Origin of the sequence: Streptomyces sp. NPDC102490 (assembly GCF_044765285.1) — a bacterium.
GTDB lineage: Bacteria > Actinomycetota > Actinomycetes > Streptomycetales > Streptomycetaceae > Streptomyces.
Window position 1 is genome coordinate 216,001 of record NZ_JBIWJU010000011.1, and the last position, 22,083, is coordinate 238,083.

Below are 22,083 nucleotides of genomic sequence, written 5' to 3' on the forward strand. Positions count from 1 at the left end.
TTCGGCAGGGGGTGGAACCTGAGGGGGAAGACGATCCATGGACACCGGCGTGCCGCTGGCCTCGACCAAGACCCAGATCTTCGAGGCCGTCCTGGGCTTCCTGCCCGACTGGTTGCAGATCACGGTGCTCGCCCTGATCGTGCTCGCCGTCGTCGCGAGCTGGGTGGCCAAGGCGTAGAGGGGACTCGCCCGGCGGCGCGCGAGCCGTGCGGGCGTGGCCCCGACCGGCACGGCGCGGCAGGACCAGGGCACCGGCGCCGACCACCTCGGGCCCTACGCGCCGCCGCGGCAGGGGCAGAGCGGGGCCGACTTCCTCGGCCCCTACGCCCCGGCGCGGCGGCAGGAGAGCGGCGCCGACTTCCTCGGTTCCTACGCCCCGCCGCGGCAGGGCGACCGACCCGCCTGACACCGCCCGCGTGTGTGCCCGCGTGTCCGTCCGCGCGTCCGGCAAATGGACCGGCGACCGGGTCGGGCGGCCGGACGTGGGAGGATCGGAGGCGGCGGACCGGGGCCGCGCACCCGGTCGGACCGTCGCGTACGCGGAGAAGACCCGTACGCGGGGCATACCGGGGCGCGAGCACTGAGGAGCACCGTTGAGCAGGTTGCGCTGGCTGACCGCGGGGGAGTCCCACGGTCCCGCACTCGTCGCGACGCTGGAGGGACTGCCCGCCGGCGTGCCGATCACCACCGAGATGGTGGCGGACCACCTGGCGAGGCGGCGGCTGGGCTACGGGCGCGGTGCGCGGATGAAGTTCGAGCGCGACGACGTCACCTTCCTCGGCGGCGTCCGGCACGGTCTGACCATGGGCTCCCCGGTCGCCGTCATGGTCGGCAACACCGAGTGGCCCAAGTGGGAGCAGGTCATGGCGGCCGACCCGGTGGACCCGGAGGTGCTGGCCGGCCTCGCGCGCAACGCCCCGCTGACCCGGCCGCGCCCCGGCCACGCGGACCTCGCCGGCATGCAGAAGTACGGCTTCGACGAGGCCCGGCCGATCCTGGAGCGTGCCTCGGCCCGTGAGACGGCGGCCCGGGTCGCGCTGGGCGCGGTGGCCCGGTCGTACCTCAAGGAGACGACCGGCGTCGAGATCGTCAGCCATGTCGTCGAGCTGGCCTCGGCGAAGGCGCCACACGGTGTGTACCCGACGCCGGCCGACGTGGAGAGGCTGGACGCCGACCCGGTGCGCTGCCTGGACGCGGACGCGTCGAAGGCGATGGTCGCCGAGATCGACCAGGCCCACAAGGACGGCGACACCCTCGGCGGCGTCGTCGAGATCCTCGCCTACGGCGTGCCGGTGGGCCTCGGCTCGCACGTCCACTGGGACCGCAAGCTCGACGCGCGGCTCGCGGGCGCCCTCATGGGCATCCAGGCGATCAAGGGCGTCGAGATCGGCGACGGCTTCGAGCTGGCACGCGTACCCGGGTCCCAGGCCCACGACGAGATCGTGAGCACGCCCGACGGCATCCGCCGGGTCTCCGGCCGCTCCGGCGGCACCGAGGGCGGCCTCACCACCGGTGAGCTGCTGCGGGTGCGCGCCGCGATGAAGCCGATCGCGACCGTGCCGCGCGCCCTGAAGACCGTGGACGTCACCACCGGCGAGGCCGCGCAGGCCCACCACCAGCGCTCCGACGTGTCCGCGGTGCCCGCCGCCGGAATCGTCGCCGAGGCCATGGTGGCCCTGGTCCTCGCCGACGCGGTGGCGGAGAAGTTCGGCGGCGACAGCGTGACCGAGACCCGCCGCAACGTGACCTCCTACCTCGACAACCTGGCCATCCGATGAGCGCGCCGCTGATCGTCCTGGTCGGACCGATGGGCGTCGGCAAGTCCACCGTCGGGCAGCTGCTCGCCGAGCGCCTCGGCACGGGCTACCGGGACACGGACGAGGACATCGTCGCCGCGCAGGGGCGGGCCATCGCCGAGATCTTCGTGGACGAGGGCGAGGCCGCCTTCCGGGCCCTGGAGAAGGAGGCGGTGCGCGTCGCGCTCGCCGAGCACACCGGCGTCCTCGCCCTCGGCGGCGGCGCGATCCTCGACGCCGACACGCGGGCGCTGCTGGCCGGACAGCGGGTCGTCTACCTCTCGATGGACGTCGAGGAGGCGGTCAAGCGCACCGGTCTGAACGCCGCGCGCCCGCTGCTCGCGGTCAACCCGCGCAAGCAGTGGCGCGAGCTGATGGAGGCCCGCCGGCACCTCTACGAGGAGGTCGCCACGGCCGTCGTGGCCACGGACGGCCGCACGCCGGAAGAAGTGACCCGAGCCGCCCTGGACGCAGTGGAGTGGAAAGAAGCATGAGCGAAGCAGTCACCCGGATCCGGATCGGCGGCACCGCGGGGTCCGACCCCTACGAGGTCCTGGTGGGCCGTCAGCTCCTGGGTGAACTGGGCGGCCTGATCGGTGCCAAGGCCAAGCGGGTCGCGGTGATCCACCCCGAGGCGCTCGCCGAGACCGGTGACGCGCTGCGCGCCGACCTCGCCGAGCAGGGCTACGAGGCGATCGCCATCCAGGTGCCCAACGCCGAGGAGGCCAAGACCGCCGAGGTCGCCGCGTACTGCTGGAAGGCGCTCGGCCAGTCCGGGTTCACGCGCACCGACGTCATCGTCGGGGTCGGCGGCGGTGCCAGCACCGACCTGGCCGGGTTCGTCGCCGCGACCTGGCTGCGCGGGGTGCGCTGGATCGCCGTCCCCACCACCGTGCTGGCCATGGTGGACGCGGCGGTGGGCGGCAAGACCGGTATCAACACCGCCGAGGGCAAGAACCTCGTCGGCTCCTTCCACCCGCCCGCCGGTGTCCTGTGCGACCTGGCCGCCCTGGACTCCCTTCCGGTCAACGACTACGTCTCGGGCCTCGCCGAGGTCATCAAGGCCGGCTTCATCGCCGACCCGGTGATCCTGGACCTGATCGAGTCGGACCCGCAGGCCGCGCGCACCCCGGCCGGACCGCACACCGCCGAGCTGATCGTGCGTTCCATCAAGGTCAAGGCCGAGGTCGTCTCCTCCGACCTCAAGGAAGCGGGCCTCAGGGAGATCCTCAACTACGGCCACACCCTGGGCCACGCCATCGAGAAGAACGAGCGCTACAAGTGGCGCCACGGCGCCGCCGTGTCGGTCGGCATGCACTTCGCCGCCGAACTCGGCCGCCTCGCGGGCCGCCTGGACGACGCCACCGCGGACCGTCACCGCAGCATCCTCGAAGCGGTCGGCCTCCCGCTGCACTACCGCTACGACCAGTGGCCCAAGCTGGTCGAGAACATGAAGCTCGACAAGAAGTCGCGCGGCGACCTGCTGCGCTTCATCGTCCTGGACGGCCTCGCCAAGCCCACCGTTCTGGAGGGCCCCGACCCGGCCGTTCTCCTCGCCGCCTACGGCGAGGTGGGCGAGTAGTACCCCGGTGTGCCGTTCCGCCCGATTCGCCGTGCGGGACGGGCACTTCGGGCTGCCCCCGGCCGTTCACCAAACGACGGCCGGGGGCGGTACCGTTCGGTAGCAAGACGGCGGGCCCCCTTCCCGCCGCCAGCGCCCATCGCCTGTACGAGACGGAGTGGCACCGGATGCAGCACCCAGTGGGTTCTCCGCTGCCGCCGCCCCACCAGCCGGGGCACGGACCGGCCCTCGGCTGGTCCCCGGCCGCACACCACCCTGGCCCGCCCCAGGGACCCGCCCCCGTACCGCCTGCCGCGCCGGGATACCCCACGGCACCGATGCGGGCCCCGGCCCCGCACCCGGGGCCAGGCCCGGCACCGCACCCGCCGGCCCCCGCCCCGGCACCCGCTCAGCCGGCTCCCGCCCCGCCCGTGCCGGACACCACCGGGCATGTGCCGCTGCCGCCCGGCGGCCCGGTGGCCGTGCCCGCCGTGCCCCCCGCCACGGCCGCCGCGCCCGACCCCACCACGACCACCCTCGCGGTGCTGCTCATCGGCCCCGCGGGCGCCGGCAAGACCAGCGTGGCCAAGTACTGGGCGGACCACCGCCGGGTCCCGACCGCGCACATCAGCCTGGACGACGTCCGCGAATGGGTCCGCTCCGGCTTCGCCGACCCCCAGACCGGGTGGAACGAACACTCGGAGGCGCAGTACCGCCTCGCCCGCCGAACCTGCGGCTTCTCCGCGCGCAACTTCCTCGCCAACGGCATCTCCTGCATCCTCGACGACGCGGTCTTCCCGGACCGCCCGGTCGTCGGCCTCGGCGGCTGGAAGCGGCACGTCGGCCCCGGCCTGCTCCCGGTCGTCCTCCTGCCGGGCCTGGACATCGTCCTGGAGCGCAACGCCGAACGCAGCGGCAACCGACGCCTCACCGACGAGGAGGTCGCCCGCATCCACGGCCGCATGGCCGGCTGGTACGGCTCCGGCCTCCCCATCATCGACAACTCCCAACTCGACATCCCGGAAACCGCCCACCTCCTCGACGAGGTCCTCTCCCGCTCGATAGCCAGCCCCCCGAACTGGTAGACGCCGGGGAGGAAAGCGCCCTGCAAGGGGCGCGGGGCTGTATCGACATGCGGCTCCGCCGCGGGGGCGCGACCAGCCCCCACCGGCGGCCGGCCGCCACACAACACAAGGCCCCACCCCACTAGGCGCACCCCGCATCCCCGGCCCCCGCCCACTCGGCCCACCCAAGCGGCGCCCCCACCGGCGGAGCCATACGCTCGGCTCATGTCAGAGGTCTACGCGGCCCGCCGGACGCGCCTACGGGAACGCTGCAACGCGGGCGGCAGCGCGGCGGCGCTCGTCTCCCGGCCCGCCAACGTGCGCTATCTCGCGGGCGCCGCCCCGCACGGCGCCGTGCTGTTGCTCGGCAGGAGCGAGGACCTGCTGGTCTGCTCGGGCCCGCCCGACGACCGGCCGACCGAGGGCCGTCCCGACGAGTCGCTTCCGGTCCGCACCCTGCCCGGCCCCGGCGGTGATCCGGCCGTCACGGCCACCGGCCTCGCCGCGGACCAGGGCGCCGAGTCCCTCGCCACCGAGGACCACCACCTCACCGTGGTCCGGCACCGTGCCATGCGCTCGGTCGCGCCGACGCTGCGCCTGACCGACCTCGGTCAGGCCGTGGAGCAGCTCCGGGTGGTCAAGGACGAGGAGGAGATCTCCTGCCTGCGCATCGGCGCCGAGATCGCCGACCAGGCCCTCGGCGAACTCCTGGAGTCCATCCTGGTCGGCCGCACCGAGCGGCACCTCGCCCTGGAACTGGAACGCCGCCTCGTCGACCACGGCGCGGACGGCCCCGCCTTCCCCACCTCCGTCGGCACCGGACCGAACTCGGGACGCCGCGGCCACCGGCCCACCGACCGCCGGGTGGAGGAGGGCGACTTCCTCTCCGTGTGCCTGGGCGCGACCTACCGCGGTTACCGCTGCGAGATCGGCCGTACGTTCGTCATCGGCACCTCTCCGGCCGACTGGCAGATCGAGCTGTACGACCTCGTCTTCGCCGCCCAGCGGGCCGGACGCGAGGCCCTCGCACCCGGCGCCGCCTGCCGTGATGTGGACCGCGCCACCCGCCAGGCGCTGGACTCGGCGGGGTACGCGGAGAACCTCCCGGCACTCACCGGTCACGGTGTCGGACTCGAAATCGACGAGGACCCTCAATTGGCCCCCGCGGCCATGGGTAAACTGGACGCTTGTGTGCCGGTCACCGTCGAACCGGGGGTCCACCTCCCGGGCCGGGGCGGGGTCCGGATCGATGACACGCTCGTCGTGCGCCCCGAGGCGGACGGCGGACCCGAGCTACTCACCATCACGACCAAGGAGCTGCTCGCGCTCTAGCCTCGCGCTGCGCGTACGCTCCCGGGTCGTCCACGTCAGTCCAGTCCAGGAGATTCCGCAACCGTGGCTTCCACGAACGACCTCAAGAACGGCCTGGTGCTCAAGCTCGAAGGCGGCCAGCTCTGGTCCGTCGTCGAGTTCCAGCACGTCAAGCCCGGCAAGGGCCCGGCCTTCGTGCGCACCAAGCTCAAGAACGTGCTTTCCGGCAAGGTGGTCGACAAGACCTTCAACGCCGGCGTCAAGGTCGAGACGGCCACTGTCGACAAGCGTGACATGCAGTTCTCGTACATGGACGGCGACTACTTCGTCTTCATGGACATGGAGACGTACGACCAGCTGATGATCGACCGCAAGGTCGTCGGCGACGCCGCCAACTTCCTCATCGAGGGCTTCGAGGCCACCGTCGCGCAGCACGAGGGCGAGGTGCTCTTCGTCGAGCTGCCGGCCGCCGTCGAGCTGACCGTCCAGGAGACCGAGCCGGGCGTCCAGGGCGACCGCTCCACCGGCGGCACCAAGCCCGCCATCCTGGAGACCGGTCACCAGATCAACGTCCCGCTCTTCATCACCACCGGTGAGAAGATCAAGGTCGACACCCGTACGAGCGACTACCTCGGCCGGGTGAACAGCTAACCGTGGCTGCTCGCAACACGGCCCGCAAGCGCGCCTTCCAGATCCTCTTCGAGGGCGATCAGCGCGGGGCCGACGTCCTGACGGTGCTCGCCGACTGGGTCCGGCACTCCCGGTCCGACACCCGGCAGCCGCCGGTCAGCGAGTACACGATGGAGCTGGTCGAGGGCTACGCCGAGCGCGCCCGGCGCATCGACGAGCTGATCGCCCAGTACTCGGTCGACTGGACGCTGGACCGGATGCCGGTCGTCGACCGCAACATCCTGCGCCTGGGCGCGTACGAGCTGCTCTGGGTCGACGCGACCCCGGACGCCGTCGTCCTGGACGAGATGGTGCAGCTGGCGAAGGAGTTCTCCACCGACGAGTCGCCCGCGTTCATCAACGGCCTGCTGGGCCGGCTGAAGGACCTCAAGCCCTCGCTGCGGCGGGAATAGCTCCACGAGGCGTGCCCGCGCCGCACCCACGCAAGAAACCGCCGGGGTGGCCGGAACCGAACGAACGGTTCCGGCCACCCCGGCGGCACGTTTCTGCTGAGGCGGTGGGGGCTCAGAGTTCGTCGTGGGACGCCACCGCGCGACGCGCGTCCGCGTCCAGGACGCCCCAGCTGATCAGCTGCTCGGTGAGGACCGAGGGCGACTGGTCGTAGATGACGGCGAGTGTGCGCAGGTCGTCCTGGCGGATCGAGAGCACCTTGCCGTTGTAGTCACCGCGCTGCGACTGGATCGTGGCCGCGTACCGCTGGAGCGGGCCCGCCTTCTCGGCCGGCACGGTGGCCAGCCGCTCCAGGTCCAGGACCAGCTTCGGCGGCGGCTCGGCGGCGCCGCCCGGGGTGGTGCCCGGCAGCAGCTCCTGCACGGGGACGCCGTAGAAGTCCGCCAGCTCGGCGAGGCGCTGCACGGTCACGGCACGGTCGCCGCGCTCGTACGAACCGACCACGACGGCCTTCCAGCGGCCCTGGGACTTCTCCTCGACACCGTGGAGGGAAAGGCCCTGCTGGGTGCGGATGGCCCGGAGCTTGGCCCCGAGCTGTTTGGCGTATTCGCTGGACATATGGCTCCCCGGACAAGGTGTCGACGCGGCAGGCTGTGTTGTCGGCCGCGCGGCTGGTAACTCACTGTGAGGTTACGCAGCGTTACTCTCCTGCGTCAAGCCGAATGGTCCGCACCGACTCTTCCGTGCTATTCGCCATCCATTGGGCCGAGCGGGTGGTCGGTGTGCGGCAGAAGAGTGACGGGGGAGTGTCAGGGGGGCCTGCGGAGATGTTCTGTGGGCCTGCTACCGTAGGTGGCGCATATCCGACGTCCTTTAAGATCCGTCCCGTGAGGCGGAGAAGGGGGTCCGTTTCGTATGGACAAGCAGCAGGATGCCCGGCCCGTTCTCGAAGGGCCCGACATCGCGCGGGTACTGACCCGCATCGCCCACGAGATCGTCGAACGCGCCAAGGGCGCCGACGACGTGGTGCTCCTCGGCATCCCGACCCGCGGCGTCTTCCTCGCCCGGCGGCTCGCCGACAAGCTGGAGCAGATCACCGAGCGCAAGATGCCGGTCGGCTCGCTCGACATCACCATGTACCGCGACGACCTGCGCATGCACCCGCCGCGCGCCCTGGCCCGCACCGAGATCCCCGGTGACGGCATCGACGGCCGCCTCGTCGTCCTCGTCGACGACGTGCTCTTCTCCGGCCGCACCATCCGCGCCGCCCTCGACGCGCTGAACGACATCGGCCGCCCGCGCGCGGTGCAGCTCGCCGTCCTCGTCGACCGCGGACACCGCGAACTGCCCATCCGCGCCGACTACGTCGGCAAGAACCTCCCGACGTCACTGCGGGAGACGGTCAAGGTCCAGCTCGCCGAGGAGGACGGTCGCGACACCGTGCTGCTCGGTGCCAAGCCGGACGCCCCGGGCGCCCACCCCTAGCACCCCGCGTACGCGCCCACCCGTGCCGTACGCCTGCTCGGCGCGCCCCCGCACGCGCCCGGCCGCCCGAATTATCCCGCTCTTCCGCATGACTCGCCCTACGGAGCCTGACAGATGCAGCGTCATCTCATCTCGGCCGCCGACCTCACCCGCGACGACGCCGTCCTGATCCTCGACACCGCCGAGGAGATGGCCCGGGTCGCGGACCGGCCGATCAAGAAACTGCCCACCCTGCGCGGCCGTACCGTCGTGAACCTCTTCTTCGAGGACTCCACCCGGACCCGGATCTCGTTCGAGGCCGCCGAGAAGCGGCTGTCCGCGGACGTCATCAACTTCACCGCCAAGGGCTCCAGCGTCTCCAAGGGCGAGTCCCTCAAGGACACCGCCCAGACCCTGGAGGCGATGGGCGTCGACGCCGTCGTCATCCGGCACAGCGCGTCCGGCGCCCCCTACCGCCTGGCCACCTCCGGCTGGATCGACGCCGCCGTGGTCAACGCCGGGGACGGCACCCACCAGCACCCCACCCAGGCCCTGCTCGACGCCTTCACCATGCGCCGCCGCCTGGTCGGCCGCGACGCCGGGCTCGGCAAGGACCTGAACGGCCGCCGGATCACGCTCGTCGGCGACATCCTGCACAGCCGCGTCGCCCGCTCCAACGTCGACCTGCTGCACACCCTCGGCGCCGAGGTCACCCTCGTCGCCCCGCCCACCCTGCTGCCCGTCGGCGTCGAGACCTGGCCCTGCGAGGTCTCCTACGACCTCGACTCCACGCTTCCCAAGTCCGACGCGGTGATGCTGCTGCGCGTGCAGCGCGAGCGGATGAACGCCGCGTTCTTCCCCACCGAGCGCGAGTACTCCCGCCGCTACGGCCTCGACGGCGACCGCATGGCGAAGATGCCCGAGCACGCGATCGTGATGCACCCCGGCCCGATGGTGCGCGGCATGGAGATCACCGCCGAGGTCGCCGACTCCGACCGCTGCACCGTCGTCGAGCAGGTCACCAACGGGGTCTCCATCCGGATGGCCGTCCTCTACCTGCTGCTCGGCGGCAACGAGCCCGCCGTGTCCCACGCCCGCCCCACCGAGGAGAAGTAAGAAAGATGAGCAAGACCCTGATCCGCGGTGCGAAGGTGCTCGGCGGCGAGCCGCAGGACGTGCTGATCGACGGCACCGTCGTCGAGGCGGTCGGCCCGAACCTGTCCGCCGAGGGCGCGGAAGTGGTCGAGGCGGACGGCAAGGTGCTGCTGCCCGGCCTGGTCGACCTGCACACCCATCTGCGCGAGCCCGGCCGCGAGGACTCCGAGACCGTCCTCACCGGCACCCGCGCGGCCGCCAGCGGCGGCTACACCAACGTCTTCGCCATGGCCAACACCTTCCCGGTCGCCGACACCGCCGGCGTCGTCGAGCAGGTCTGGCGGCTCGGCCAGGAGTCCGGCTACTGCGACGTGCAGCCCATCGGCGCCGTCACCGTCGGCCTGGAGGGCGCCAAACTCGCCGAGCTGGGCGCCATGCACGAGTCCGCGGCCGGCGTCACCGTCTTCTCCGACGACGGCAAGTGCGTCCACGACGCCGTGATCATGCGCCGCGCCCTGGAGTACGTGAAGGCCTTCGGCGGCGTCGTCGCCCAGCACGCCCAGGAGCCCCGGCTCACCGAGGGCGCCCAGATGAACGAGGGCGTCGTCTCCGCCGAGCTGGGCCTCGGCGGCTGGCCCGCCGTCGCCGAGGAGTCGATCATCGCCCGGGACGTGCTGCTCGCCGAGCACGTCGGCTCCCGCGTCCACATCTGCCACCTGTCGACCGCCGGGTCCGTCGAGATCGTCCGCTGGGCCAAGTCCCGCGGCATCGACGTCACCGCCGAGGTCACCCCGCACCACCTCCTCCTCACCGACGAGCTGGTCCGGTCGTACAACCCGGTCTACAAGGTCAACCCGCCGCTGCGCACCGTGCGCGACGTCATGGCCCTGCGCGAGGCCCTGGCGGACGGCACGATCGACATCGTCGCCACCGACCACGCCCCGCACCCGCACGAGGACAAGGACTGCGAGTGGGCGGCCGCCGCCATGGGGATGGTGGGCCTGGAGACCGCGCTGTCGGTGGTGCAGGCGACCATGGTGGACACGGGCCTGCTGGACTGGGCCGGCGTCGCCGACCGGATGTCCGTCAAGCCCGCCAGGATCGGACAGGCCACCGGACACGGCCGTCCCGTCTCGGCTGGTGAGCCCGCCAACCTCACCCTCGTCGACACGGAATACCGTGGTCCGGTGGACCCCGCGGGCTTCGCCTCGCGCAGTCGCAACACCCCCTACGAGGGGCGTGAGCTGCCGGGCCGTGTCACGCACACATGGCTGCGGGGCAAGGCCACGCTCGTCGACGGGAAGCTCACGTGACATCTGTAGCACCGGTAATCCTGCTGGCCGCCGAGAAGGAATCGGCGGAAGTGACCGACTGGGCCGCCCGGGTCGGCTGGGTCGTCGGCCTCGGCCTCTTCGTCGCGCTCGTCTACTGGCTGATGCGCGAGGGCTGGAAGTGGCGCGGCACGCTCCAGGGCGACCTCCCCGAACTGCCCAGCGCGCCGGACGACCCGGGTGCGGCGAGACTGGTGCTCAGCGGCCGCTACCACGGCTCCACTACCGCCGGACAGTGGCTGGACCGCATCGTCGCGCACGGCCTGGGCACCCGCAGCCGGGTCGAGCTGACCCTGACGGACGCGGGACTGGACGTCGTACGCCCCGGCGCCGCCGACTTCTTCGTCCCCGTCGCCGCGCTGCGCGAGGCCCGGCTCGACAAGGGCATCGCCGGCAAGGTCCTCACCGAGGGCGGCCTGCTGGTCGTCACCTGGGCCCACGGCGACAAGCTGATCGACTCCGGCTTCCGCTCCGACCACGCGGCCGAGCACAACGAGTGGGTCGACACCCTGAACGACATGATCAACAAGACGGAAACGGAAGGCGCACGATGACGACCTCCAGCAGGGGAGCCCACCGGACTCCCGCCGTACTCGTCCTGGAGGACGGCCGGATCTTCCGCGGCCGTGCCTACGGGGCCGTGGGGGCCACCTTCGGCGAAGCCGTGTTCTCCACCGGCATGACCGGCTACCAGGAGACCCTCACCGACCCGTCGTACCACCGCCAGGTGGTCGTCATGACCGCCCCACACGTCGGGAACACCGGGATCAACGACGAGGACATGGAGTCCAAGAAGATCTGGGTCTCCGGCTACGTCGTCCGGGACCCCGCCCGGGTGCCCTCCAGCTGGCGTTCGACGCGCACGCTGGACGACGAGCTGGCCGCCCAGGGCGTCGTCGGCATCTCCGGCATCGACACCCGCGCCCTCACCCGGCACCTGCGCGAGCGCGGCGCCATGCGCGTCGGCATTTTCTCCGGCCAGGCGCTGCCCGACGAGGGCACCATGCTCACCGAGGTCCGCCAGGCCCCCGAGATGAGCGGCGCGGACCTCTCCGCCGAGGTCGCCACCACCGAGGCGTACGTCGTCCCGGCGATCGGTGACAAGAAGTTCACCGTCGCCGCCGTCGACCTCGGCATCAAGGGCATGACCCCGCACCGCATGGCCGAGCGCGGCATCGAGGTGCACGTCCTGCCCGCCACCGCCACCGTCGAGGACGTCTACGCCGTCAACCCGGACGGCGTGTTCTTCTCCAACGGCCCCGGCGACCCGTCCACCGCCGACCACCCGGTCTCCGTCATGCGGGGCGTCCTGGAGCGCGGCACCCCGCTCTTCGGCATCTGCTTCGGCAACCAGATCCTGGGCCGCGCGCTCGGCTTCGGCACCTTCAAGCTGAAGTACGGCCACCGCGGCATCAACCAGCCCGTGCAGGACCGTACGACCGGCAAGGTCGAGGTCACCGCGCACAACCACGGCTTCGCCGTGGACGCCCCGCTCGACCAGGTCTCCGAGACCCCCTACGGCCGCGCCGAGGTCTCCCACGTCTGCCTCAACGACAACGTGGTGGAGGGGCTCCAGCTCCTCGACCGGCCGGCCTTCAGCGTCCAGTACCACCCCGAAGCGGCCGCCGGCCCGCACGACGCCGCGTACCTGTTCGACCGCTTCGTTTCCCTGATGGAGGGCCAGCGTGCCTAAGCGCACCGATATCCAGTCCGTCCTGGTCATCGGCTCCGGCCCGATCGTCATCGGCCAGGCCGCCGAGTTCGACTACTCCGGCACCCAGGCGTGCCGCGTGCTCAAGGCTGAGGGCCTGCGCGTCATCCTGGTGAACTCCAACCCGGCGACGATCATGACCGACCCGGAGATCGCCGACGCCACCTACGTCGAGCCGATCACGCCCGAGTTCGTCGAGAAGATCATCGCCAAGGAGCGCCCCGACGCGCTGCTGCCCACCCTGGGCGGCCAGACCGCGTTGAACACCGCCATCTCGCTGCACGGCAACGGCGTCCTGGAGAAGTACGGTGTCGAACTGATCGGAGCCAACGTCGAGGCCATCAACAAGGGCGAGGACCGCGACCTGTTCAAGGAGGTCGTCGAGGAGGTCCGCAAGAAGATCGGCCACGGCGAGTCCGCCCGGTCCTACATCTGCCACTCCATGGACGACGTCCTCAAGGGCGTCGACGCGCTCGGCGGCTACCCCGTCGTCGTCCGCCCCTCCTTCACCATGGGCGGCGCCGGCTCCGGCTTCGCCCACGACGAGGAGGAGCTGCGCCGCATCGCCGGGCAGGGCCTCACCCTCTCGCCGACCACCGAGGTGCTCCTGGAGGAGTCCATCCTCGGCTGGAAGGAGTACGAGCTGGAGCTGATGCGCGACAAGAACGACAACGTCGTGGTCGTCTGCTCCATCGAGAACTTCGACCCCATGGGCGTGCACACCGGCGACTCGATCACCGTGGCGCCCGCCATGACGCTCACCGACCGCGAGTACCAGACCCTGCGCGACGTCGGCATCGCGATCATCCGCGAGGTCGGCGTCGACACCGGCGGCTGCAACATCCAGTTCGCGGTGAACCCGGCCGACGGCCGCGTCATCGTGATCGAGATGAACCCGCGCGTGTCCCGTTCCTCCGCGCTGGCCTCCAAGGCGACCGGCTTCCCCATCGCCAAGATCGCCGCCAAGCTGGCCGTGGGCTACACGCTGGACGAGATCCCCAACGACATCACGCAGGAGACCCCGGCCTCCTTCGAGCCGACGCTCGACTACGTGGTCGTCAAGGCCCCGCGCTTCGCCTTCGAGAAGTTCCCGAGCGCCGACTCCACCCTCACCACCACCATGAAGTCGGTCGGCGAGGCCATGGCCATCGGCCGCAACTTCACCGAGGCGTTCCAGAAGGCGCTGCGCTCGCTGGAGAAGAAGGGCAGCCAGTTCACCTTCGTCGGCGACCCCGGCGACAAGAAGGCGCTGCTCGAAGAGGCCGTCCGGCCCACCGACGGCCGGATCAACGCCGTCATGCAGGCCATCCGCGCCGGCGCCACGCCCGAGGAGGTCTTCGCGTACACGAAGATCGACCCCTGGTTCGTCGACCAGCTCTTCCTGATCAAGGAGATCGCCGACGAGCTGGCCGCCGCGCCCGAGCTGACGAGCGACCTGCTCGCGGAGGCCAAGCGGCACGGCTTCTCCGACCAGCAGCTCGGCGAGATCCGCGGGCTGCGCGAGGACGTCGTCCGCGAGGTCCGCCACGCGCTCGGCATCCGCCCGGTCTACAAGACGGTCGACACCTGCGCCGCCGAGTTCGCCGCCCGGACGCCGTACTTCTACTCCTCCTACGACGAGGAGAGCGAGGTCGCGCCGCGCGAGAAGCCGGCCGTCATCATCCTGGGCTCCGGCCCGAACCGCATCGGCCAGGGCATCGAGTTCGACTACTCCTGCGTCCACGCCTCCTTCGCGCTCTCCGACGCCGGGTACGAGACCGTGATGGTCAACTGCAACCCGGAGACCGTCTCCACCGACTACGACACCTCCGACCGGCTGTACTTCGAGCCGCTCACCCTGGAGGACGTCCTGGAGATCGTCCACGCCGAGCAGCAGGCGGGCCCGGTCGCGGGCGTGGTCGTCCAGCTCGGCGGCCAGACCCCGCTGGGCCTCGCCCAGGCGCTCAAGGACAACGGCGTGCCGGTCGTCGGCACCTCGCCCGAGGCCATCCACGCCGCCGAGGACCGCGGCGCCTTCGGGCAGGTCCTGGCGCAGGCCGGGCTGCCGGCCCCCAAGCACGGCACCGCCACCACCTTCGCCGGGGCCAAGGCCATCGCCGACGAGATCGGCTACCCGGTCCTGGTGCGGCCCTCCTACGTCCTCGGCGGACGCGGCATGGAGATCGTCTACGACGAGGCCCGGCTGGAGGCGTACATCGCCGAGTCGACCGAGATCAGCCCGTCCCGGCCGGTCCTGGTCGACCGCTTCCTGGACGACGCGATCGAGATCGACGTGGACGCCCTGTACGACGGTGAGGAGCTGTACCTCGGCGGCGTCATGGAGCACATCGAGGAGGCCGGCATCCACTCCGGCGACTCGGCGTGCGCCCTGCCCCCGATCACGCTCGGCGGCTTCGACATCAAGCGGCTGCGCGCCTCCACCGAGGGCATCGCCAAGGGCGTCGGCGTGCGCGGCCTGATCAACATCCAGTTCGCGCTGGCCGGGGACATCCTCTACGTCCTGGAGGCCAACCCGCGTGCCTCGCGCACCGTCCCCTTCACCTCGAAGGCGACGGCGGTGCCGCTGGCCAAGGCCGCCGCCCGCATCTCGCTGGGCGCGACCATCGCCGAACTGCGCGCCGAGGGCCTCCTCCCGGCCAACGGCGACGGCGGCACCCTCCCGCTGGACGCGCCGATCTCCGTCAAGGAGGCCGTGATGCCGTGGTCCCGCTTCCGGGACATCCACGGCCGCGGCGTCGACACGGTGCTGGGCCCGGAGATGCGCTCCACCGGCGAGGTCATGGGCATCGACTCCGTCTTCGGCACGGCGTACGCCAAGTCCCAGGCGGGCGCGTACGGGCCGCTGCCGACCAAGGGCCGCGCCTTCATCTCGGTCGCCAACCGCGACAAGCGCTCGATGATCTTCCCGGCGCGTGAGCTGGTCGCCCACGGCTTCGAGCTGATGGCCACCTCCGGCACCGCCGAGGTCCTCAAGCGCAACGGCATCAACGCCACCGTCGTGCGCAAGCAGTCCGAGGGCACCGGCCCGAACGGCGAGAAGACCATCGTCCAGCTGATCCACGACGGCGAGGTCGACCTCATCGTCAACACCCCGTACGGCACCGGCGGCCGCCTCGACGGCTACGACATCCGTACGGCGGCCGTGGCCCGGTCCGTGCCCTGCCTGACCACGGTCCAGGCGCTGGCGGCGGCGGTGCAGGGCATCGACGCCCTCAACCACGGCGACGTGGGAGTGCGCTCCCTTCAGGAACACGCCGAATTCCTGATCGCGGCCCGCGACTAGCAGCCCCGAGGGGGACACCGGAAACGGTGTCCCCCTCTTCATGAGGCCCTCACGAGGCCCTGCGAGGACATATGTACAAGATCTTCTTCCAGCTCTTCTTCGCCCGCCTGGACCCGGAGCGGGCCCACCACCTGGCCTTCCGCTGGATCCGTCTCGCCGTCCGCGTCCCCGTGCTGCGCACCTTCGTCGCCGCCGCGCTCGCGCCCCGCTTCAAGGAACTGCGCACCGAGGCCCTCGGGCTGCGCATGCACGGCCCCTTCGGGCTCGCCGCCGGCTTCGACAAGAACGCGGTCGCGATCGACGGCATGGCGATGCTCGGCTTCGACCACGTCGAGATCGGCACCGTCACCGGCGAGCCGCAGCCCGGCAACCCCAAGAAGCGGCTGTTCCGGCTGGTGGGCGACCGGGCGCTGATCAACCGCATGGGCTTCAACAACGACGGCTCACTGGCCGTCGCGGCCCGGCTGGCCTCCCGTACGCCCGTCTTCAGGACCGTCGTCGGCGTCAACATCGGCAAGACGAAGGTCGTCCCGGAGGAGGAGGCCGTCGGCGACTACGTGAAGTCCGCCGAGCGGCTGGCCCCGCACGCCGACTACCTGGTCGTCAACGTCTCCTCGCCCAACACGCCCGGCCTGCGCAACCTCCAGGCCACCGAGGCGCTGCGCCCGCTGCTGAGCGCGGTCCGCGAGGCCGCCGACCGCGCGGTGACCGCCCGGCGGGTCCCGCTGCTGGTCAAGATCGCGCCGGACCTCGCCGACGAGGACGTGGACGCGGTCGCCGACCTGGCGGTGGAGCTGGGCCTGGACGGCATCATCGCCACCAACACCACCATCGCCCGCGAGGGCCTCGGCCTGACCTCCCCGCCCGCCCTCGTCGGGGAGACCGGCGGACTGTCCGGCGCCCCCCTCAAGGCACGCTCCCTGGAGGTGCTGCGCCGCCTCTACGCGCGCGTGGGCGACCGGATCACCCTGGTGGGCGTCGGCGGCGTCGAGACCGCCGAGGACGCCTGGGAGCGCATCCTGGCCGGTGCCACGCTGGTCCAGGGCTACAGCGCGTTCATCTACGAAGGGCCCTTCTGGGGCCGAGCCATTCACAAGGGGCTCGCCGCGCGCCTGCGGCAGAGCCCGTACGCCACCCTCGCCGACGCGGTCGGCGCCGACGTGAGGAAGCACGCATGACGGTGATGGAGCCCTTCGGCGCCCGGCTGCGCCGCGCGATGGACGAACGCGGTCCGCTGTGCGTCGGCATCGACCCGCACGCCTCCCTGCTCGCCGAGTGGGGTCTGAACGACGACGTGGCCGGCCTCGAGCGCTTCAGCCGCACCGTCGTGGAGGCGATGGCCGACCGGGTCGCCGTCCTCAAGCCGCAGAGCGCCTTCTTCGAGCGCTTCGGTTCGCGCGGTGTCGCCGTGCTGGAGAAGTCGGTCCAGGAGGCCCGCGCGGCGGGCGCGCTGGTCGTCATGGACGCCAAGCGCGGCGACATCGGCTCGACCATGGCCGCCTACGCCGAGTCGTTTCTGCACAAGGACGCCCCGCTGTTCTCGGACGCGCTGACCGTCTCCCCCTACCTCGGCTACGGCTCCCTGAAGCCGGCCGTCGACCTGGCGCGCGAGAGCGGCACGGGCCTGTTCGTGCTGGCGCTGACCTCCAACCCGGAGGGCGGCGAGGTCCAGCACGCGGTCCGCGGCGACGGGCGCAGCGTCGGGGAGACGATGCTGGCGCACCTGGCAGCCGAGAACGCGGGGGAGGAGCCGCTGGGCTCCTTCGGCGCGGTGGTCGGTGCCACGCTCGGCGACCTGTCCTCCTACGACCTGGGCATCAACGGTCCGCTGCTGGCGCCGGGCATCGGTGCCCAGGGGGCCGCGCCCGCGGACCTGCCGCGCGTGTTCGGTGCGGCGCTGCGCGACGTGGTGCCGAACGTCAGCCGGGGTGTTCTTCGTCACGGACCCGAGGTGGCCGCGTTGCGGAGGGCCGCGGACCGTTTCGCGGAGGAGATCCGGACCGCGGTCACGGCGTCCTGACTCTGGATACATCCTCAAATCAGAGGGAGTATGTCCTAAATGTCCGGCCTGACGGAGGCTGACCAGGACTTTTCCGCTGTTCTCGCTGACTCTGGCGGACTTGACCGCTAGTCTCCGTCGAGAGTCAACGGGCAAGCGTGTTGCTCGCGGCTCACCAGGTGAGGGGCGACTAGGTTCCTCACCGGTCCGTATCCGACAGTTCGACATCCGAGGTGACGTAGGCGTGGCTCTTCCGCCCCTTACCCCTGAACAGCGCGCAGCCGCGCTCGAAAAGGCCGCCGCGGCTCGCCGGGAGCGGGCCGAGGTCAAGAATCGACTCAAGCACTCCGGCGCCTCCCTCCACGAGGTCATCAAGCAGGGTCAGGAGAACGACGTCATCGGCAAGATGAAGGTCTCCGCCCTCCTCGAGTCCCTGCCGGGCGTGGGCAAAGTCCGCGCCAAGCAGATCATGGAGCGACTGGGCATCTCCGAGAGCCGCCGCGTGCGCGGCCTCGGTTCCAACCAGATCGCGTCCCTGGAGCGCGAGTTCGGCAGCACCGGCAGCTGAGTCCGGACCACTCCGGGATTGCTGGAATAATCGCTGCATGGCTGCAACACCCCGGGGGACGTCCCCCGTACCCCCGGACGCACGTCCGCGGCTGACCGTGCTCTCCGGCCCCTCGGGGGTCGGCAAGAGCACGGTCGTCGCCCATATGCGCAAGGAACACCCCGAGGTATGGCTGTCGGTCTCGGCGACGACCCGCAGCCCCCGCCCCGGCGAGCAGCACGGTGTCCACTACTTCTTCGTCAGCGACGAGGAGATGGACAAGCTGATCGCCAACGGCGAGCTGCTGGAGTGGGCCGAGTTCGCCGGCAACCGCTACGGCACGCCGCGCACGGCCGTGCTGGAGCGCCTGGAGGCCGGTGAGCCGGTCCTCCTGGAGATCGACCTCCAGGGCGCGCGGCAGGTCCGCGAGACCATGCCCGAGGCCCGGCTGGTGTTCCTGGCCCCGCCCTCCTGGGACGAGCTGGTGCGCAGGCTCACCGGCCGGGGCACCGAACCGCCCGAGGTGATCGAGCGCCGCCTCACCGCGGCCAAGGTCGAGCTGGCGGCCGAGCCGGAGTTCGACCAGACCCTGGTGAACACCTCGGTCGAGGACGTGGCCCGCGAGCTGCTAGCCTTGACGAACGTCGTGTGATCGCCACTGATCACCCTGTGGTCGTCCTGGTCATCCCGACTGAATCTTTCCCATCCATCGGAAGGTAGAGCGTGTCCTCTTCCATCTCCGCGCCCGAGGGCATCATCAACCCGCCGATCGACGAGCTCCTCGAGGCCACGGACTCGAAGTACAGCCTCGTGATCTACGCGGCCAAGCGGGCCCGCCAGATCAACGCGTACTACTCGCAGCTCGGCGAGGGCCTCCTCGAGTACGTCGGTCCGCTCGTCGACACCCACGTCCACGAGAAGCCGCTCTCGATCGCCCTGCGCGAGATCAACGCGGGGCTGCTGACCTCCGAGGCCATCGAAGGCCCGGCGCAGTAGCAGCAGCATCGGCGGTACCAGCAGCATCGGCGGTCATATCTTCAGCCTGACGCTGACTTATCCACAGGCCCGGCAGCCCGACTGCCGGGCCTGTGGTGTGTGATGGGTCAATACGCGCGGTCCGAGCGCGGCATCCGAACCGGGGAGAGACGGTGGACAAGCCCAAGGTCGTTCTGGGGGTCAGCGGCGGCATCGCCGCGTACAAGGCCTGTGAGCTGCTGCGCAGACTCACCGAGTCCGGGCACGAGGTCCGGGTCGTCCCCACCGCCTCCGCACTGCACTTCGTCGGCGCCGCCACCTGGTCCGCCCTGTCCGGCAACCCCGTGTCGACCGAGGTGTGGGACGACGTCCACGAGGTCCCGCACGTGCGCATCGGCCAGCACGCCGACCTGGTCGTCGTCGCCCCGGCCACCGCCGACACGCTCGCCAGGGCGGCCCACGGCCTGGCCGACGACCTGCTCACCAACACCCTGCTCACGGCCCGCTGCCCGGTCGTCTTCGCCCCCGCCATGCACACCGAGATGTGGGAGCACCCGGCCACCCAGGAGAACGTGGCGACGCTGCGCCGCCGCGGCGCCGTCGTCATCGAGCCCGCCGTCGGCCGCCTCACCGGCGTCGACACCGGCAAGGGCCGGCTGCCCGACCCGGGCGAGATCTTCGAGGTCTGCCGCCGGGCCCTCGCCCGCGGGGTGCGCGAGCCCGACCTCGCCGGACGGCACGTCGTGGTCAGCGCCGGCGGCACCCGGGAGCCCCTCGACCCGGTCCGCTTTCTCGGCAACCGCTCCTCCGGCAAGCAGGGCTACGCCCTCGCCCGCACCGCGGCCGCCCGCGGCGCCCGCGTCACGCTCGTCGCGGCGAACACGTCGATGCCCGACCCGGCCGGCGTGGACGTGGTGCCGGTCGGCACGGCGGTGGAGCTGCGCGAGGCGATGCTGCGCGCCGTGGCGGACGCCGACGCCGTCGTCATGGCCGCGGCGGTGGCCGACTTCCGTCCGGCGACATACGCCACCGGGAAGATCAAGAAGAAGGACGACCGGGAGCCCGAGCCGATCACCCTGGTGCGTAATCCGGACATCCTCGCGGAGGTCTCCGCGGCCCGGGCCCGCTCCGGGCAGGTGATCGTCGGCTTCGCCGCCGAGACCGACGACGTCCTGGCCAACGGCCGGGCCAAGCTGAAGCGCAAGGGCTGCGACTTTCTCGTGGTGAACGAGGTGGGGGAGCGCAAGACCTTCGGTTCCGAGGAGAACGAGGCGGTGGTCCTGGGCGCCGACGGCAGCGAGACGCCGGTCGCCCACGGCCCGAAGGAAGCCCTGGCCGACACGGTCTGGGACCTCGTCGCCCGGCGGCTGGAGTGAATGACCCATTTGCTCGAAGGAGCCTCGAAGACGGCGCATTCGAGCGTGGCGCCCCTGGCCAAGGACGCTTCCTTCTGGGCAGAATGCCCGTGCCGCAGGTCACAGCCCTCCCGAGAGCTGAGACAGGTGGGCCCGCGGCAGAGTGCGACCGATAAACTGTTCTCGGACGTCGCCGGGTGCAGCTCCCCGTGCCGTCCACAAATGATCAGCCAGCAGCCGCTGCAACCCCAGGGAGCGTTGTGTCCCGTCGCCTGTTCACTTCGGAGTCCGTGACCGAAGGTCACCCCGACAAGATCGCTGACCAGATCAGCGACACGATTCTCGACGCGCTTCTGCGTGAGGACCCGACCTCTCGGGTCGCTGTCGAAACCCTGATCACCACCGGTCTGGTGCACGTGGCCGGCGAGGTCACCACTAAGGCCTACGCGGACATCGCCAACCTGGTCCGCGGCAAGATCCTGGAGATCGGTTACGACTCCTCGAAGAAGGGCTTCGACGGCGCTTCCTGCGGCGTCTCGGTCTCCATCGGCGCCCAGTCCCCGGACATCGCCCAGGGTGTGGACACGGCGTACGAGAACCGCGTCGAGGGCGACGAGGACGAGCTGGACCGCCAGGGCGCCGGCGACCAGGGCCTGATGTTCGGCTACGCGTCCGACGAGACGCCGACGCTGATGCCGCTGCCGGTCTTCCTGGCGCACCGCCTGTCCAAGCGCCTGTCCGAGGTCCGCAAGAACGGCACCATCCCCTACCTGCGCCCGGACGGAAAGACCCAGGTCACCATCGAGTACGACGGCGACAAGGCGGTCCGCCTGGACACGGTCGTCGTCTCGTCCCAGCACGCCAGCGACATCGACCTGGAGTCGCTGCTGGCCCCGGACATCAAGGAGTTCGTCGTCGAGCCGGAGCTGAAGGCGCTCCTGGAGGACGGCATCAAGATCGACACGGAGAACTACCGTCTCCTGGTCAACCCGACCGGCCGTTTCGAGATCGGCGGCCCGATGGGTGACGCCGGTCTGACCGGCCGCAAGATCATCATCGACACCTACGGCGGCATGGCCCGGCACGGCGGCGGCGCCTTCTCCGGCAAGGACCCGTCGAAGGTCGACCGCTCCGCGGCGTACGCGATGCGCTGGGTCGCCAAGAACGTCGTGGCCGCGGGTCTCGCCGCGCGCTGCGAGGTCCAGGTCGCCTACGCCATCGGCAAGGCCGAGCCGGTCGGTCTGTTCGTGGAGACCTTCGGCACCGCCAAGGTCGAGCCCGAGAAGATCGAGAAGGCGATCGACGAGGTCTTCGACCTGCGCCCGGCCGCCATCATCCGCGACCTCGACCTGCTGCGCCCGATCTACGCCCAGACCGCGGCGTACGGGCACTTCGGCCGTGAGCTGCCCGACTTCACCTGGGAGCGCACCGACCGCGTGGACGCGCTGCGCGAGGCGGCGGGCCTGTAAGCACCCGGGCGCGGGTGCGCCCGACGGGTAGGTGACGAGGCC

The 22,083-nt window shown here is 71.2% G+C and carries 23 protein-coding genes; 22 read left to right on the forward strand and 1 reads right to left on the reverse strand.

Features of this window, described 5'->3' with window-relative positions:
• Positions 1-37: 37 nt before the first annotated feature.
• The 9 genes from ACIRGB_RS25985 (at position 38) to nusB (ending at position 6,814) form a co-directional block, all read left to right on the forward strand.
• Entirely contained in the window at positions 38-178 is a 141-nt protein-coding gene (locus tag ACIRGB_RS25985) for a hypothetical protein (protein WP_403869607.1), read from the forward strand.
• 36 nt (positions 179-214) lie between these two features.
• Positions 215-406: a hypothetical protein gene (locus ACIRGB_RS25990; protein WP_403869609.1), complete on the forward strand. Its 192-nt coding sequence runs from the start codon at positions 215-217 to the stop codon at positions 404-406.
• A 187-nt stretch (positions 407-593) separates the two neighbouring features.
• The gene (aroC, locus tag ACIRGB_RS25995) at positions 594-1,778 is read left to right on the forward strand and encodes a chorismate synthase (protein WP_403869612.1); all 1,185 of its coding nucleotides are present in this window, start codon (positions 594-596) and stop codon (positions 1,776-1,778) included.
• A complete protein-coding gene (locus ACIRGB_RS26000) occupies positions 1,775-2,290 on the forward strand; it encodes a shikimate kinase (protein ID WP_403869615.1) in 516 nt (171 codons plus the stop codon). The genes aroC and ACIRGB_RS26000 overlap by 4 nt, the downstream gene beginning before the upstream one ends.
• On the forward strand, positions 2,287-3,378 hold the full coding sequence (gene aroB, locus ACIRGB_RS26005; protein WP_403869618.1) for a 3-dehydroquinate synthase: 1,092 nt from the start codon (positions 2,287-2,289) through the stop codon (positions 3,376-3,378). Before ACIRGB_RS26000 ends, aroB begins: the two co-directional genes overlap by 4 nt.
• A 167-nt stretch (positions 3,379-3,545) precedes the next feature.
• Positions 3,546-4,442, forward strand: a complete 897-nt coding sequence (locus ACIRGB_RS26010; RefSeq protein ID WP_403869621.1) for a Pro-rich N-terminal domain-containing protein — start codon at positions 3,546-3,548, stop codon at positions 4,440-4,442.
• A gap of 204 nt (positions 4,443-4,646) precedes the next feature.
• On the forward strand, positions 4,647-5,753 hold the full coding sequence (locus tag ACIRGB_RS26015) for an aminopeptidase P family protein (RefSeq protein WP_403869624.1): 1,107 nt from the start codon (positions 4,647-4,649) through the stop codon (positions 5,751-5,753).
• A gap of 63 nt (positions 5,754-5,816) precedes the next feature.
• Positions 5,817-6,383 (forward strand): elongation factor P, encoded by a 567-nt coding sequence (efp, locus tag ACIRGB_RS26020; RefSeq protein ID WP_052837875.1) that lies wholly within the window; start codon positions 5,817-5,819, stop codon positions 6,381-6,383.
• A 2-nt stretch (positions 6,384-6,385) separates the two neighbouring features.
• Positions 6,386-6,814, forward strand: a complete 429-nt coding sequence (gene nusB, locus ACIRGB_RS26025) for a transcription antitermination factor NusB (RefSeq protein WP_059299522.1) — start codon at positions 6,386-6,388, stop codon at positions 6,812-6,814.
• A gap of 112 nt (positions 6,815-6,926) precedes the next feature.
• Here nusB and bldD read toward each other — a convergent pair whose 3' ends face one another.
• Positions 6,927-7,430 carry a transcriptional regulator BldD gene (gene bldD, locus ACIRGB_RS26030; protein ID WP_003977337.1) on the reverse strand — a complete coding sequence of 168 codons (504 nt, stop codon included), beginning with the start codon at positions 7,428-7,430 and terminating at the stop codon, positions 6,927-6,929.
• A 297-nt stretch (positions 7,431-7,727) separates the two neighbouring features.
• On the opposite strand from bldD, the gene pyrR reads away from it, so the two are divergent.
• The 13 genes from pyrR (at position 7,728) to metK (ending at position 22,041) form a co-directional block, all read left to right on the forward strand.
• Complete coding sequence (pyrR, locus tag ACIRGB_RS26035; protein ID WP_059299521.1) at positions 7,728-8,297, forward strand: bifunctional pyr operon transcriptional regulator/uracil phosphoribosyltransferase PyrR; 570 nt, start codon at positions 7,728-7,730, stop codon at positions 8,295-8,297.
• Between the two features lie 114 nt (positions 8,298-8,411).
• On the forward strand, positions 8,412-9,392 hold the full coding sequence (locus ACIRGB_RS26040) for an aspartate carbamoyltransferase catalytic subunit (protein WP_403869629.1): 981 nt from the start codon (positions 8,412-8,414) through the stop codon (positions 9,390-9,392).
• Between the two features lie 5 nt (positions 9,393-9,397).
• A complete protein-coding gene (locus tag ACIRGB_RS26045; protein ID WP_403869632.1) occupies positions 9,398-10,684 on the forward strand; it encodes a dihydroorotase in 1,287 nt (428 codons plus the stop codon).
• The gene (locus ACIRGB_RS26050) at positions 10,639-11,256 is read left to right on the forward strand and encodes a hypothetical protein (protein WP_403869635.1); all 618 of its coding nucleotides are present in this window, start codon (positions 10,639-10,641) and stop codon (positions 11,254-11,256) included. Before ACIRGB_RS26045 ends, ACIRGB_RS26050 begins: the two co-directional genes overlap by 46 nt.
• Positions 11,253-12,395 carry a glutamine-hydrolyzing carbamoyl-phosphate synthase small subunit gene (gene carA / locus ACIRGB_RS26055; RefSeq protein ID WP_403869638.1) on the forward strand — a complete coding sequence of 381 codons (1,143 nt, stop codon included), beginning with the start codon at positions 11,253-11,255 and terminating at the stop codon, positions 12,393-12,395. Before ACIRGB_RS26050 ends, carA begins: the two co-directional genes overlap by 4 nt.
• Complete coding sequence (gene carB / locus ACIRGB_RS26060; RefSeq protein WP_403869641.1) at positions 12,388-15,696, forward strand: carbamoyl-phosphate synthase large subunit; 3,309 nt, start codon at positions 12,388-12,390, stop codon at positions 15,694-15,696. The genes carA and carB overlap by 8 nt, the downstream gene beginning before the upstream one ends.
• 71 nt (positions 15,697-15,767) lie before the next feature.
• The gene (locus tag ACIRGB_RS26065) at positions 15,768-16,874 is read left to right on the forward strand and encodes a quinone-dependent dihydroorotate dehydrogenase (protein WP_403869644.1); all 1,107 of its coding nucleotides are present in this window, start codon (positions 15,768-15,770) and stop codon (positions 16,872-16,874) included.
• Complete coding sequence (gene pyrF, locus ACIRGB_RS26070) at positions 16,871-17,716, forward strand: orotidine-5'-phosphate decarboxylase (RefSeq protein WP_403869646.1); 846 nt, start codon at positions 16,871-16,873, stop codon at positions 17,714-17,716. The genes ACIRGB_RS26065 and pyrF overlap by 4 nt, the downstream gene beginning before the upstream one ends.
• A gap of 223 nt (positions 17,717-17,939) precedes the next feature.
• Positions 17,940-18,263 carry an integration host factor gene (locus ACIRGB_RS26075; protein ID WP_003977346.1) on the forward strand — a complete coding sequence of 108 codons (324 nt, stop codon included), beginning with the start codon at positions 17,940-17,942 and terminating at the stop codon, positions 18,261-18,263.
• Between the two features lie 37 nt (positions 18,264-18,300).
• On the forward strand, positions 18,301-18,894 hold the full coding sequence (gene gmk, locus ACIRGB_RS26080) for a guanylate kinase (RefSeq protein ID WP_403869648.1): 594 nt from the start codon (positions 18,301-18,303) through the stop codon (positions 18,892-18,894).
• Positions 18,895-18,965: 71 nt separating this feature from the next.
• The gene (rpoZ, locus tag ACIRGB_RS26085; protein WP_003977348.1) at positions 18,966-19,238 is read left to right on the forward strand and encodes a DNA-directed RNA polymerase subunit omega; all 273 of its coding nucleotides are present in this window, start codon (positions 18,966-18,968) and stop codon (positions 19,236-19,238) included.
• Positions 19,239-19,390: 152 nt separating this feature from the next.
• Positions 19,391-20,593 carry a bifunctional phosphopantothenoylcysteine decarboxylase/phosphopantothenate--cysteine ligase CoaBC gene (coaBC, locus tag ACIRGB_RS26090; protein WP_403869650.1) on the forward strand — a complete coding sequence of 401 codons (1,203 nt, stop codon included), beginning with the start codon at positions 19,391-19,393 and terminating at the stop codon, positions 20,591-20,593.
• Between the two features lie 239 nt (positions 20,594-20,832).
• On the forward strand, positions 20,833-22,041 hold the full coding sequence (gene metK / locus ACIRGB_RS26095) for a methionine adenosyltransferase (protein WP_059299511.1): 1,209 nt from the start codon (positions 20,833-20,835) through the stop codon (positions 22,039-22,041).
• The last annotated feature ends 42 nt before the right edge of the window (positions 22,042-22,083 follow it).

Bases quoted from the DNA above. Each gene is read 5' to 3' on its own strand.
- pyrF (WP_403869646.1), top strand. From the start codon at position 16,871: ATGACGGTGATGGAGCCCTTCGGCGCCCGGCTGCGCCGCGCGATGGAC.
- ACIRGB_RS26040 (WP_403869629.1), top strand. From the start codon at position 8,412: ATGCAGCGTCATCTCATCTCGGCCGCCGACCTCACCCGCGACGACGCC.
- gmk (WP_403869648.1), top strand. From the start codon at position 18,301: ATGGCTGCAACACCCCGGGGGACGTCCCCCGTACCCCCGGACGCACGT.
- ACIRGB_RS26015 (WP_403869624.1), top strand. From the start codon at position 4,647: ATGTCAGAGGTCTACGCGGCCCGCCGGACGCGCCTACGGGAACGCTGC.
- ACIRGB_RS26065 (WP_403869644.1), top strand. From the start codon at position 15,768: ATGTACAAGATCTTCTTCCAGCTCTTCTTCGCCCGCCTGGACCCGGAG.
- ACIRGB_RS25985 (WP_403869607.1), top strand. From the start codon at position 38: ATGGACACCGGCGTGCCGCTGGCCTCGACCAAGACCCAGATCTTCGAG.
- carA (WP_403869638.1), top strand. From the start codon at position 11,253: ATGACGACCTCCAGCAGGGGAGCCCACCGGACTCCCGCCGTACTCGTC.
- aroB (WP_403869618.1), top strand. From the start codon at position 2,287: ATGAGCGAAGCAGTCACCCGGATCCGGATCGGCGGCACCGCGGGGTCC.
- pyrR (WP_059299521.1), top strand. From the start codon at position 7,728: ATGGACAAGCAGCAGGATGCCCGGCCCGTTCTCGAAGGGCCCGACATC.
- ACIRGB_RS26010 (WP_403869621.1), top strand. From the start codon at position 3,546: ATGCAGCACCCAGTGGGTTCTCCGCTGCCGCCGCCCCACCAGCCGGGG.
- ACIRGB_RS26000 (WP_403869615.1), top strand. From the start codon at position 1,775: ATGAGCGCGCCGCTGATCGTCCTGGTCGGACCGATGGGCGTCGGCAAG.
- ACIRGB_RS26050 (WP_403869635.1), top strand. From the start codon at position 10,639: ATGGCTGCGGGGCAAGGCCACGCTCGTCGACGGGAAGCTCACGTGACA.
- ACIRGB_RS26045 (WP_403869632.1), top strand. From the start codon at position 9,398: ATGAGCAAGACCCTGATCCGCGGTGCGAAGGTGCTCGGCGGCGAGCCG.
- bldD (WP_003977337.1), bottom strand. From the start codon at position 7,430: ATGTCCAGCGAATACGCCAAACAGCTCGGGGCCAAGCTCCGGGCCATC.